This window comes from Aeromicrobium sp. (assembly GCF_025965075.1).
Lineage (GTDB): Bacteria > Actinomycetota > Actinomycetes > Propionibacteriales > Nocardioidaceae > Aeromicrobium.
Genome location: NZ_JAOPXQ010000107.1, coordinates 1 through 13184, shown reverse-complemented (window position 1 = coordinate 13184; position 13184 = coordinate 1). Strand labels below are relative to the sequence as shown.

Sequence of the window (13184 nt, the reverse complement as noted above, 5' to 3'; positions counted from 1 at the left end):
TGGAACCCCAAGATGAAGCGATTCATCTTCACCGAGCGCAACGGCATCTACATCATCGACCTCCAGCAGTCGCTGGCCTACATCGACGCCGGCTACGAGTTCGTCAAGAACACCGTCGCCCGCGGCGGGACGATCCTGTTCGTCGGCACCAAGCGCCAGGCGCAGGAGCCGATCGAGGAGCAGGCCAAGCGCGTCGGCATGCCCTACGTCAACCAGCGTTGGCTCGGTGGCATGCTCACCAACTTCCAGACGATGCACCAGCGGCTCCAGCGCATGAAGGAGCTCGAGGAGATCGACTTCGACGACGTCGCGGGATCCAACCGCACGAAGAAGGAGCTCCTCCACATGCGCCGCGAGTACGCGAAGCTGTCGCGCACCCTCGGTGGTATCCGCGACATGGGCCGCACGCCCGCCGCTGCCTGGATCGTCGACACCAAGAAGGAGCACCTCGCGGTCGACGAGTGCAAGAAGCTCGGCATCCCGATCATCGCGATCCTCGACACCAACTGCGACCCGGATGACGTCGACTTCCCGATCCCGGGCAACGACGACGCGATCCGCTCGGTCGGCCTGCTGACCCGGGTCATCGCCGACGCCGTCGCCGAGGGCCTCATCGCCCGCGGTGGCGCCAAGACCGGTCAGGAAGAGCCCGGCGCCGAGCTCGGTGCCGAGGAGCCCCTGGCCGACTGGGAGCGCGAGCTGCTGGAGAAGAAGGACGCCGAGGCCGCCGCTGCTGCCGCCGACGCCGCTCCGGCCACGACCGCCGACGCCGCTCCGGCCGCCGAGGCTGCTGCCCCGGCCACGCTGGTCGAGGCTCCCGCCGAGGAGGCCCCGAAGGCCGACGCCAAGGAGCCCGCCGTCAAGGCTCCCGAGGGTGCCACCGCCACGGCCCCGTTCGGTCCCGGCTCAAAGTCCCCGCTCAAGAGCGGCAACGCTCCCAAGGGCTTCGCGGTCAAGGGCAACGCCGACTCGGGTCTCTACCACCTCGAGGGTGGTCAGTGGTACGACGCCGCCGAGGCCGAGGTGTGGTTCGACACCGCCGAGTCGGCCGAGGCTGCGGGCTTCAAGCCCGCCGGCTCCAAGTAACCCACCGACTGCACAGAACTCCGCAAAGGAACATTCACATGGCTATTACTGCCCAAGACGTCAAGAAGCTCCGCGACGCCACCGGCGCCGGGATGATGGACGCCAAGAAGGCGCTCACCGAGGCCGACGGCGACTTCGAGAAGGCGGTCGAGGTGCTCCGCATCTCGGGCGCCGCCAAGGCTGCCAAGCGCGGTGCCGAGCGGGAGGCGACCTCCGGGCTCGTCGCCAACTACGGCAGCGCGATCGTCGAGCTCAACTCCGAGACCGACTTCGTCGCCAAGAACGACACCTTCATCCAGCTCGCCGAGGACCTCGCGGTCCTCGCCGACCGGACGAAGCCGGCCGACGCTGCGGCGTTCGCGAACGAGAAGCTCGAGAGCGGCAAGACCGTGACTGAGGCCGTCGCCGACCTCGCGGTCGTCATCGGCGAGAAGATCGAGCTCGGACGGGTCGCCAGCTTCGACGGCAACGTCGCGACGTACATGCACCGTCGTGCGAGCGACCTGCCCCCCGCGGTCGGCGTCCTCGTCGAGTTCGAGGGCGACAGGCACGACGTCGCCCGCGGCGTCGCGATGCAGATCGCCGCGATGCGTCCTCGCTACCTGACGCGCGACGAGGTCCCCGCGGACATCGTTGCCAAGGAGCGCGAGATCGCCGAGGCCACGGCCCGTGAGGAGGGCAAGCCCGAGCAGGCGATCGCCAAGATCACCGAGGGTCGCCTCAACGGCTTCTTCAAGGAGCAGGTCCTCCTCGAGCAGTCGTCGGTCCAGGACAACAAGAAGACGGTCAAGGCACTCCTCGATGAGGCCGGCGTGACGCTCAAGCGTTTCGCGCACATCGAGATCGGCGCCTGACCCACCCGCACGACCCGTACACCCGCTGATCGAGAGGCCGGATCCATGACCACTGCAGAGCATGTCGAGGATCCGGCCTCCGGTCATCAGCTGAAGCGGGTCCTGCTGAAGCTGTCCGGCGAGGTCTTCGGCGGCGGCAAGATCGGCATCGACCCCGATGTCGTCAACGGCATCGCGAAGCAGATCGCCGAGGCCGTGGCCGAGGGCGTCGAGGTCGCGATCGTCGTCGGCGGGGGCAACTTCTTCCGCGGCGCCGAGCTCAGCCAGCGTGGCATGGACCGCTCGCGGGCCGACTACATCGGCATGCTCGGCACCGTCATGAACTGCCTGGCGCTGCAGGACTTCTGCGAGAAGCAGGGCATCGAGACCCGGGTCCAGTCGGCCATCACGATGGGCCAGGTCGCCGAGCCGTACATCCCGCGCCGCGCGATCCGCCACCTCGAGAAGGGCCGCGTCGTGATCTTCGGCGCCGGTGCCGGCATGCCCTACTTCTCGACCGACACGGTCTCGGCGCAGCGAGCACTGGAGATCCGCGCCGACGCCGTGCTGATGTCCAAGAGCGGTGTCGACGGGGTCTACTCCGCCGATCCGCGCACCGATCCCACGGCCAAGAAGTTCGACGAGCTGACGTTCGACGACGCGCTCCGCATGGGCCTCAAGGTCGTCGATGCCGCAGCCTTTGCCCTGTGCATGGAGAACAAGCTGCCGATGATCGTCTTCGGCATGGAGGGCGAGGGCAACATCGCCCGCGTGCTCCGTGGTGAGAAGATCGGCACACTGGTTCATGCCGTCTAGGCAGACCCCCCAAGGAGAACACCGTGATTGACCAGACCCTGCGCGACGCTGACGCCAAGATGGGCAAGGCCGTCGAGCACACCCGCGACGAGTTCGCCGCGATCCGTACGGGCCGCGCTCATCCCGCGATGTTCGCCCAGATCACGGCCGAGTACTACGGCCAGCAGACCCCGCTCAACCAGCTCGCCGGCTTCCAGGTCCCCGAGCCGCGCACCGTCATCATCCAGCCGTACGACGCGGGCGCCAAGCCCGCGATCGAGAAGGCGATCCGTGAGTCGGACCTGGGCGTCAACCCCAGCGACGACGGCAAGGTGCTGCGGGTGACGCTGCCCGAGCTCACCGAGGACCGCCGCAAGGAGTACATCAAGCTCGCGAAGTCCAAGGCCGAGGAGGGACGCATCGCGGTGCGCGGCGTCCGTCGCAACGCCAAGCAGGCCCTCGACAAGGCCGAGAAGGACTCCGAGATCAGCAAGGACGACAACACGGGCGCCGAGAAGCGGCTCGACGCGATGACCAAGAAGCACGTCGAGGTCATCGACGAGCTGCTGAAGAACAAAGAAGCCGAGCTCCTTGAGGTCTGAGTCCCCGAGCACCCCCGAGACACCCGCGGAAGCAGTCAAGGTCGGACGGGCCGGTCGCAACCTGCCGGCGTCGATCGCGGTCGGTGTCGGCCTGGTGGCGGTCGTCCTGGCCTCGTTGTTCCTGGTCAAGGAAGTCTTCATCGGCGTCGTCGCGCTCGCCCTGGTGATCGGCCTGTTCGAGCTGACCCGGGCGTTCTCGACCGTCGGCATCAAGCTCCCGGTCCTGCCGGTCGCCACCGGCGGCGTCATCATGCTGGTCGGCGGTTACTTCGGCAGCATGGAGACCGCCTCGATCGCGATGGCGCTGACCGTCATCGGCACGATGGTGTGGCGGCTCGCCGACGGCGCGGACGGCTTCGTGCGCGATGCCAGCGCCGGGGTGTTCAGCCTGTCCTACCTGTTCCTCATGGGCACGTTCGTCGTCCTGATGCTCAAGGAGGACGATGGCGCCTGGCGGATCGTGGCGTTCATCGTCGCGACGATCGCCTCCGACATCGGCGGCTACATCGCCGGCGTGCTCTTCGGCAAGCACGCCATGGCGCCGACGATCAGCCCCAAGAAGTCGTGGGAGGGCTTCACCGGCTCGCTGATCTTCGGCATCGGGTCGGGCATCCTCTCGGTCGTCTACGCCCTCGACGGCCACTGGTGGGTGGGGATCATCCTCGGCGCCGCCGGCGTGGTCCTGGCGACACTCGGCGACCTGTCCGAGTCGCTCATCAAGCGCGATCTCGGCATCAAGGACATGGGTGACCTGCTGCCCGGGCACGGTGGCCTGATGGACCGGCTGGACTCGCTCATAGCGGTCGCCCCGGTCGCGTGGCTGATCCTGTTCACCCTGGTCCCGGTCACCTGACCCCGTCGCGCTGACGAGTCACGCACGTCCGGCGGCTCGTCGGCAGGCCCGGTTACGTGGGCGTAACCGGCTCGGGGCACCCTTGAGTCATGTCGATCAAAGTCGCACTCGAGCACCGCACCACCTACACGTTCGAGCGACCTGTCGAGCTGGGACCGCACGTCGTGCGCCTGCGGCCCGCCCCCCACAGCCGGACACCGATCGAGGCGTACTCGCTGACCGTCAGCCCCGCCAACCACTTCGTCAACTGGCAGCAGGACCCGTTCGGAAACTGGCTGGCGCGGCTCGTGTTCCCCGAGAAGGTCTCGACCCTCGACATCACGGTGGGCCTGGTCGCGGACCTCATGGTCGTCAACCCCTTCGACTTCTTCATCGAGGAGTACGCCGAGACGTACCCCTTCCAGTACGAGCCGTCGCTCGCCGCCGACCTCGCGCCGTACCTGCGCCCCGTCGGGGAGGGTGAGTCCGACCGGCCCGGCCCGCTCGTCACGGAGTTCCTCGAGGGACTGCCGGACCTGCCGGAGGGCGGGATGGCGATGGTGCCGTTCCTGGTCCAGCTCAACGCCGCGATCTACCGCACGGTGGGCTACTCGGTGCGGATGGAGGCCGGCGTCCAGTCCCCGGACGAGACGCTCCGCCGGGGCATCGGCTCGTGCCGGGACAGCTCGTGGTTGCTGGTGTCGCTGCTGCGCCAGTACGGTCTCGCAGCCCGGTTCGTGTCGGGCTACCTCGTGCAGCTCGCCTCCGACACCCAGGCGATCGACGGGCCGAGCGGACCCACGGAGGACTTCACCGACCTGCACGCCTGGGCCGAGGTCTTCGTGCCCGGTGCGGGGTGGATCGGTCTGGATCCCACGTCGTCGCTGTTCGCCGGGGAGGGACACATCCCGTTGTCCGCGACCCCGCACCCCTCGTCGGCCGCGCCGATCTCCGGCGCGCTGATGGAGCGGGCCACCGTCGACTTCTCCTTCCACAACACGGTGCGTCGCATCCACGAGGACCCGCGTGTCACCAAGCCCTACACCGACGAGCAGTGGCAGCGCATCGACACGCTGGGCGAGGCGATCGACGTTCGCCTGGAGTCCGGGGACGTGCGCCTCACGCAGGGCGGCGAGCCGACATTCGTCGGCCTCGACGAGGTGACGACGCCGCAGTGGAACACGCAGGCCGACGGACCCGAGAAGCGCATCAAGGCCAGTGAGCTGGCCGAGCGGCTGCGCGAGGTCTACGCCGGGGGCGGCGTCGTCCACCGCGGCGAGGGCAAGTGGTACCCGGGCGAGCCGCTGCCACGCTGGCAGATCTCCCTGCAGTGGCGCAGCGACGGCGAGACGCTCTGGTCCGACCCGGCCCTGCTGGCCGATCCGTGGGACGAGTCCCGCGCACAGCCCGACGCCAGGGAGAGGGCCGCGGCGTTCGGTGCCGAGGTCACCCGCCTGCTGGGCCTGCCGGACTCGCAGCTGCGTCCGGCGTACGAGGACCCGCTCAACGACCTGCTCCACGAGCTGCGCACGCCCGACGGCGAACGCCCCGGCGTGGACCCCGAGCGGCCGGACGCCGCCTTCGCGGCCGAGCTCGACGCCGGCGTCGTCGACCCCACGGGCTGGGTCCTGCCGATCGTGACGGGGGAGGAGTGGTCCAGCCCGGACTGGTCGTTGCGCCGGGGCCGGATCGTCCTGCTGCCCGGCACCTCGACGGTGGGCCTGCGCCTGCCGCTGGCGTCGATCACGTGGGAGGACCCGCACGCGTCCGGCGACCCGTCCTACGTCGAGGCGGGCCCCGCGCTCGTCGCCGGCATCCCGCCCGTGCAGGTCGTCGACCCGGTCAAGCAGCCGACGACGGCGCTGACGATCGAGGCCCGGGGCGGCTACGTCCACGTGTTCCTCCCGCCGACCGAGCGGCTGGAGGACTATGCCGACCTGCTCCGGGTCATCGACACCGCGGCCACCACCCTGGTCCAGCCCGTCGTGATCGAGGGCTACGGTCCGCCGCCGGACGCCCGCCTGACCCAGCTCGTCGTCGCGAGCGACCCGGGTGTCATCGAGGTCAACGTGCAGCCGACGGCCTCGTGGTCCGAGCTCCGCGAGCTGACCCTCACGCTCTACGACATCGCCCGCCACGCGCGGCTCACAACCGAGAAGTTCGACCTCGACGGCGTCCACACCGGCACCGGTGGCGGCAACCACATCACGCTCGGTGGCCACGAGCCGGCGGCGTCACCGCTGCTGCGGCGCCCCGACCTGCTGGTCAGCCTCATGACGTACTGGCAGCGCCACCCGTCGCTGTCCTACCTGTTCTCGGGCCGGTTCATCGGTCCCACGAGCCAGGCTCCCCGATTCGACGAGGGGCGCCCCGAGTCGTTGTACGAGGCCGAGATCGCGTTCCGGGAGCTGGACCGGCTGACCGCCCAGACCGACGAGCCGCGGCCGTGGCTCGTCGACCGGGCGCTGCGCCACCTGCTGACCGACCTGACCGGCAACACCCACCGGGCCGAGTTCTGCATCGACAAGATGTTCAGCCCCGACTCCTCCCGCGGCCGGCTCGGCCTGCTGGAGCTGCGGGGCTTCGAGATGCCGCCGCACCCGCAGATGGCGATGGTGCAGTCGCTGCTCGTGCGGTCCCTGGTCACGATGTTCTGGGAGAAGCCCTACCGGGCGCCGCTGGTCCGCTGGGGCACGGCCCTGCACGAGGACTTCCTGCTGCCGCAGGGAGCGATCCGCGACATCGGCGCCGTCGTGGCCGACCTGCGCGAGCACGGCATCGCGTTCGAGTCGTCGTGGCTCGACCCGTTCACCGAGTTCCGGTTCCCGCGGATCGGCCTGACCCGCGCCGGCGACGTCGAGCTCGAGCTGCGGGCCGCGATCGAGCCGTGGCACGTGCTGGGCGAGGAGGCGACGTCGGGCGGCATGGCCCGCTACGTCGACTCGTCGGTCGAGCGCCTGCAGGTCACGGTGCGCGGGGTCGTGCCGCACCAGCACCTCGTGACGTGCCAAGGTGTTCCCGTGCCCCTGACCCCGACCGGTGTGGCCGGCGAGTACTTCGCCGGCGTCCGCTACCGCGCGTGGCAGCCGCCGTCGGCGTTGCACCCGTCGATCGAGGTGCACGCACCGTTGCGCTTCGACGTCGTGGACGTGCCGTCGGCGACCTCGCTGGGCGGCGCGACGTACCACGTCGTGCACCCCGGCGGCCGTGCCCACGAGCACCCGCCGATCAACGCCCGTGAGGCCGAGGCGCGTCGCTCGAGCCGGTTCGAGCCGTTCGGCCACTCGGCCGGGGCGCTCGACGTCGGCGCGATGCGCGAGGCCGGTGCCCAGGCGGCCAGCGACGAGTACCCCCACACCCTCGACCTGCGTCGCACCGCGCCCTCGGGCACGGCACGCGGAGCGGGTCAGTGACGGCGCTCCGCGACTACTCGACCGCAGTCACGCAACCGACGCTCACGGGGGAGCCGGCCCGCTACGACGAGGTGGTCGCTCCTGACGGCACGCTGCGTCCCAGCTGGCGCCTGCTCGCCGAGAGCGCGGTGCAGCTGACCGAGGCCGACCTGCGCCGGGTCGGTGGCGACATCGAGCGTTTCCTGGCCAACGACGGGGTCACCTACACGCCGCCGTCGATGGAGCCGGGCCCGTGGCGGCTTGACCCGTTCCCCCTGATCGTGGGCGCCGCGGAGTGGTCCCCGCTCGAGGTGGGACTGGCGCAGCGCACCGAGCTGCTCAACGCGATCCTCGTGGACCTGTACGGCCCGCAGCGTCTGCTGTCGTCCGGGACGCTGCCGCCCGCCGTCGTGTTCGGTCACCGCGGCTTCCTGCGGGTGTCGGCGCGCACGTCGGCGCACGACCCGCACCCCTTGCTGCTCGCCGCGGCCGACCTGGGGCGCAACGCCGCGGGGGAGTGGCAGGTCATCGCCGACCGCGCCCAGGCACCGTCGGGCATCGGCTACGCGATGGAGAACCGCCGGGTCATCTCCCGGGTCCTCCCCGAGCTCTACCGGCAGGCCGGCCTGCACCGCATGGCGCCGTTCTTCCAGGCGCTCCGCGCGACCCTGATCGACTCCGCGCCGGGCCACGCGCCCAACCCGCGGGTCGTCGTCCTGTCGCCGGGCACGCACTCGGAGACCGCGTACGACCAGGCGTTCGTCGCGTCGAGCCTCGGCTTCCCCCTGGTCGAGGGCAGCGACCTCGTGATGCGTGGCGGCGCGGTGTGGATGCGGGTCTTCGGCCGGCTCGAGCGGGTCGACGTCATCCTGCGCCGGGTCGACGCGGACTGGAGCGACTCGCTGGAGCTCCGCAAGGGCTCCCAGCTCGGTGTGGCCGGCCTGTCCGAGGCGGTGCGCCGGGGATCCGTGCGGGTCGTCAACGGGCTCGGTGCCGGTGTGCTGGAGAACCCGGGACTGCTGCCGTACATGTCCGCGATGTGCGAGCTGCTCCTCGACGAGCCGCTGCGGCTGCCGTCCGTGCAGACCTACTGGGCGGGCGAGCCCCGCTCGATGGCATACGTCCTGGACAACCTCGACGGGCTGCTGGTCAAGGCGATCGACGATCCCGTCGACCTGGCTGACCGGTCCCACGACGAGCTGAGCGAGCTCGTCCGCGCCGCGCCGCACCGCTACGTCGGCCAGGAGTCGCTGCCGCTGTCGCAGTCACCCGTGCTCGACTCCCACGGGGTCAGCCCCCGCATCGTCACGCTGCGCACGTTCACCCTGAGGTACGGGTCGACGTACCGTCCGCTCGTCGGCGGCCTGGCCAACGTCTTCGCGGACGGCCGGGCCCGGGCCAGCAAGGACGTGTGGGTCCTGAAGGACCGTCCCGACGACCCGGACCAGGGGCTCGTGGACGTCCTGCCGCTGACCAACGTGCGGGCGCCGATGGCAATGGTGCCCCGTGTCCTGGAGGACATGTTCTGGTTCGGGCGATACGCAGAGCGCGCCGAGGACATGCTGCGGCTGGTGCTGACGGCGCACGCGAGCGCCGAGGACTTCCGGTCCCGCCCGCAGTCCGCCGGCGGGACGAGCCTGGCGGTGCTGATGGGCGCGATCGCGCGTCTCAGCGGCTCCCGGTTCGGTCCCGACCAGCTCGACGACAACTTCCGGTCCGTGCTGCTCGACGCGCACCGGCCGGGCTCGGTCGCCCAGTCGATCGGCGCCCTGCGGGACGCCGCGCAGAGCGTGCGCGACCAGCTCTCGCCCGACACGTGGCAGGCCTTCGGCTCGACCGATCGGGCCGCCGCCAACCTGGTGGCCTACCACTACAGCCACCAGGTCGCCGAGAGCGCGGGACAGATGCTGACCGGAATCCTGTCGCTCCAGGGTGTCACCGCCAACATGATCCGCGATCCCGGCTGGCGCATGATCGGCACGGGCCGGGCCGTCGAGCGCGCGCTGCAGCTGTGCCACCTGCTGCGGTCGACGACGACCGTCCGGCGGGGGATCGACGTGGACCGTGACGTCCACAACGCCGTGCTCACGGCGGCCGAGAGCGCCGTGACACATCGCCGTCGCTACCGCGGCTACGTACGCCTGACCGGCGTCCTGGACCTGTTGCTGGCCGACGTGGAGAACCCGCGCTCGCTGGCGTTCGGCATCGCCGAGATGCGTCAGCAGCTCGCCGCGATGCCCCAGTCGACGGGGTCGACCCGTCCGGAGCGGCTCCTGGACGACCTGGCCGAGGAGCTCGAGCGGGCCGACGTCGCGACCCTGACCGCGATCGAGGGGGAGCGCCGGCCCAACCTCGAGCGCTTCCTCGACGGCTGCATCGGGCAGCTGACCCGGTTCGCCGACGCCGTCGGCGAGCTGCACTTCACGCCGGCGCCCACGCCCCGCTCGTTCGGCTTCGCCACGGTGGTGGAGTGACGATGCGCTACCGCATCTCCCACCGGACCAGGTACTCGTACGACGACGACGTCAGCGACAGCCTCGGGATCGCCTACCTCGTCCCGCGCCGGCTGCCCTGGCAGGACGTCCTGAGCCAGGGGCTGACGCTCGACCCCGTGACGGAGGACTGCACCACCGACCTGGACTACTACGGCAACACCGCGACCTACTTCCAGATCACCGAGCCGCACCGCGTGCTCGACATCCTGGCGACGAGCGAGGTCGACGTCCGCGCCGAGCAGCACGACGAGGCCGCGCTGGCCGCGCCGTGGGAGTCCGCCCGCCCGGTGACCCGTCCCGACGTCCCCGACGCGTGGCGGGTGCAGGACCTGGCCCTCCCATCGTCGTTGGCCGACCAGACCGCCGAGGCGCACGCGTACGCCGCGGAGTCGCTGACCCCGGGCCGCCCGGTGGGGGAAGCCGTCACCGAGGTCATGCGCCGCATCCACGCGGACTTCGCGTACGACAAGACCGCCACGACCGTCACGACAACGGTCGACGACATCTTCGACAAGCGCGCCGGGGTGTGCCAGGACTTCGCCCACCTGACGCTGGCCTGCCTGCGGTCGCACGGGCTCGCGGTGCGCTACGTCAGCGGCTACCTCGCGACGACCCCGCCACCGGGGAAGGAGCGCATCGTCGGTGCCGACGCGACGCACGCCTGGGCCGCGGTGTGGATCCCGGGGGACGGATGGCTCGCGCTCGACCCGACCAACGACCAGTGGGCCAACGATCGCTACGTGACGGTCGCATGGGGCCGCGACTACGCCGACGTGCCCCCCGTCAAGGGCGTCATCTTCACCGAGGCCAAGACCTCGACGTTGCGCGTCGAGGTGGACGTGGCACCCGTCACGTGACGCAGTTGGGCGGATCCGCGAGACCCTGACAGACTTGATCGGTGAAAGCCTTCTCCTGCCGCGTGTGCGGCAAAGCCCTGTTCTTCGAGAACTCGATCTGCGTCTCCTGCAAGACCAACCTCGGGTTCTCCCGTGCGGAGAAGGCGATCGTCCCGGTCGACAACAAGGGGCAGTACGTCGATGCGGACGGCGACATCTGGCACGTGTGCCGCAACCTCAACCTCTCGGGCTGCACCTGGCTGACGGAGTTCCCCGGCGGGCACTGCTTCAGCTGCGGGCTGACCCGCACACGGCCCAGCGACGAGGACCTCGTGGGCCTGCGGGAGTACAAGGTCGCCGAGGAGGCCAAGCGCCGGCTCGTCGTCGAGCTCGACACCCTCGGGTTCCCGATCGTGCCGCGCAGCCAGGACGAGGAGAACGGTCTGGCGTTCGACCTGCTGTCCAGCGTCGACGAGGACGTCACGACGGGCCACGACAGCGGCATCATCACGCTCGACCTCGCCGAGAGCGACGACGCCCACCGGGAGAAGGTGCGCGTCGATCTCGACGAGCCCTACCGCACGATGCTGGGGCACTTCCGGCACGAGATCGGCCACTACATCGAGTGGCAGCACGTCCGCGGCGACCTGATCGGGACGGCCCGCGAGCTCTTCGGCAACGAGGAGGAGAGCTACGCGGACGCGATCCAGCGGCACTACTCCGAGGGCCCGCCCGCCGGCTGGGAGCAGCGGTTCATCAGCATGTACGCCACGATGCACCCGTTCGAGGACTTCGCCGAGACGTTCGCGCACTACATGCACATCTGCGACACGATCGAGACGGCGTCGGCGTTCGGCCTGGCGACCGTCGCGTCGCCGCAGGACTTCACGTCGTTCCGCGACCTGGTCGTCGGCGTGTGGGTCCCGCTGAGCATCGCGCTCAACCAGATCAACCGCAGCATGGGCAAGGGCGCGCTCTACCCGTTCGTCATCCCCGCACCGGTGCTCGCCAAGCTGCAGTTCGTCGCGGACCTGCCCCGTCGCTGACCGCGACTGGCGCACACCCGACCGCGAGTGGCGCAGTTCTGCACGACACGCCGTCTCGTTTTCTTCATCCTGCGCCACTCGCGGTACGCCTTGCGCCACTCGGCGATTTCAGGGCTGGGGTCCCGAATGCGAGAATGATCGGGTGTCCTCCGTCAACCCGAACCCCCTGCCGCTCGTCTTCGAGCAGAAGCGTGGCCGCGCCAAGCCGCCACGGCACCTCGCCGACCTGACCGCCGAGGAGCGTACGGCCGCGGCCGAGGCTCTCGGTGAGCCCGCCTTCCGGGTCAAGCAGGTCGCGCACCACTACTACGGACGCCTCGAGCGCGACCCGGCCAACATGACGGACCTGCCGGCCGCCAGCCGGGACCGCATCGTCGAGGACCTCCTGCCGACGCTGCTCAACCCCCTCCGCACGATGGAGGCCGACAAGGGCGCCACGGTCAAGAACCTGTGGAAGCTGTTCGACGGGGCGCTCGTCGAGTCGGTCCTGATGCGCTACACCGACCGCGCCACGATCTGCGTCTCCAGCCAGGCCGGCTGCGGCATGGCGTGCCCGTTCTGCGCGACCGGACAGGGTGGCCTGCAGCGCAACATGAGCACCGCCGAGATCGTCGACCAGGTCGTCGACGCCGCCGGCAAGATGGCCCGCGGCGAGATCGCCGGGGGACCGGGCCGGCTGTCCAACGTCGTGTTCATGGGCATGGGCGAGCCGATGGCCAACTACAAGGCCGTCATCGGCGCGGTGCGTCGCATGGTCTCGCCGGCCCCTGACGGCCTCGGCATGTCGGCCCGCAACATCACGGTCAGCACGGTCGGCTTGGTGCCGCGGATGAAGCAGCTCGCCGACGAGGGCATCCCGGTCACGCTGGCGCTGTCGCTGCACGCGCCGGACGACGAGCTGCGCAACGAGCTCGTCCCGATCAACACCCGCTGGTCGGTCCACGAGGCCGTCGAGGCGGCGTGGGAGTACGCCCAGCACACCAAGCGTCGGGTCTCGATCGAGTACGCCATGATCAAGGACATCAACGACCAGGCGTGGCGCGCCGACCTGCTCGGTGACGTCCTGCAGTCGTACGGCGACTGGGGCTGGGTGCACGTCAACCTGATCCCGCTCAACCCGACGCCGGGCTCGAAGTGGACCGCGTCGCGGCCCGAGGACGAGCGCGAGTTCGTCCGCCGGCTGATCGCCAAGGGCATCCCGACCACGGTCCGCGACACCCGCGGCAGCGACATCGACGGCGCCTGCGGCCAGCTCGCCGCCGTCGAG

The 13184-nt window shown here is 70.2% G+C and carries 10 protein-coding genes; all 10 read left to right on the top strand.

Annotated features, from left to right (window positions below):
- The coding region (gene rpsB, locus JWQ91_RS07120; protein ID WP_297782165.1) for a 30S ribosomal protein S2 at positions 1-1086 on the top strand (1086 nt) is incomplete at its 5' end.
- Positions 1087-1124: 38 nt separating this feature from the next.
- Positions 1125-1940: a translation elongation factor Ts gene (gene tsf / locus JWQ91_RS07115; RefSeq protein ID WP_297782164.1), complete on the top strand. Its 816-nt coding sequence runs from the start codon at positions 1125-1127 to the stop codon at positions 1938-1940.
- A 45-nt stretch (positions 1941-1985) separates the two neighbouring features.
- Entirely contained in the window at positions 1986-2735 is a 750-nt protein-coding gene (pyrH, locus tag JWQ91_RS07110) for a UMP kinase (RefSeq protein WP_297782163.1), read from the top strand.
- A 26-nt stretch (positions 2736-2761) separates the two neighbouring features.
- Positions 2762-3316: a ribosome recycling factor gene (gene frr, locus JWQ91_RS07105; protein ID WP_297782167.1), complete on the top strand. Its 555-nt coding sequence runs from the start codon at positions 2762-2764 to the stop codon at positions 3314-3316.
- Positions 3306-4169, top strand: a complete 864-nt coding sequence (locus JWQ91_RS07100; protein WP_297782162.1) for a phosphatidate cytidylyltransferase — start codon at positions 3306-3308, stop codon at positions 4167-4169. Before frr ends, JWQ91_RS07100 begins: the two co-directional genes overlap by 11 nt.
- Positions 4170-4258: 89 nt before the next feature.
- Positions 4259-7561, top strand: coding sequence for a transglutaminase family protein (locus tag JWQ91_RS07095; protein WP_297782161.1), 3303 nt, complete (start codon positions 4259-4261; stop codon positions 7559-7561).
- Complete coding sequence (locus JWQ91_RS07090) at positions 7558-10014, top strand: circularly permuted type 2 ATP-grasp protein (protein WP_297782160.1); 2457 nt, start codon at positions 7558-7560, stop codon at positions 10012-10014. Before JWQ91_RS07095 ends, JWQ91_RS07090 begins: the two co-directional genes overlap by 4 nt.
- Before the next feature lie 2 nt (positions 10015-10016).
- On the top strand, positions 10017-10892 hold the full coding sequence (locus tag JWQ91_RS07085) for a transglutaminase family protein (RefSeq protein ID WP_297782166.1): 876 nt from the start codon (positions 10017-10019) through the stop codon (positions 10890-10892).
- A gap of 41 nt (positions 10893-10933) precedes the next feature.
- A complete protein-coding gene (locus JWQ91_RS07080; RefSeq protein ID WP_297782159.1) occupies positions 10934-11917 on the top strand; it encodes a putative zinc-binding metallopeptidase in 984 nt (327 codons plus the stop codon).
- A gap of 142 nt (positions 11918-12059) precedes the next feature.
- Positions 12060-13184: 23S rRNA (adenine(2503)-C(2))-methyltransferase RlmN (rlmN, locus tag JWQ91_RS07075; protein WP_297782158.1), on the top strand; the 1125-nt coding region annotated here is incomplete at its 3' end.

Excerpts from the sequence above, each read along its gene's own strand:
- tsf (WP_297782164.1), top strand. The coding sequence starts at position 1,125 with ATGGCTATTACTGCCCAAGACGTCAAGAAGCTCCGCGACGCCACCGGC.
- pyrH (WP_297782163.1), top strand. The coding sequence starts at position 1,986 with ATGACCACTGCAGAGCATGTCGAGGATCCGGCCTCCGGTCATCAGCTG.
- JWQ91_RS07095 (WP_297782161.1), top strand. The coding sequence starts at position 4,259 with ATGTCGATCAAAGTCGCACTCGAGCACCGCACCACCTACACGTTCGAG.
- JWQ91_RS07085 (WP_297782166.1), top strand. The coding sequence starts at position 10,017 with ATGCGCTACCGCATCTCCCACCGGACCAGGTACTCGTACGACGACGAC.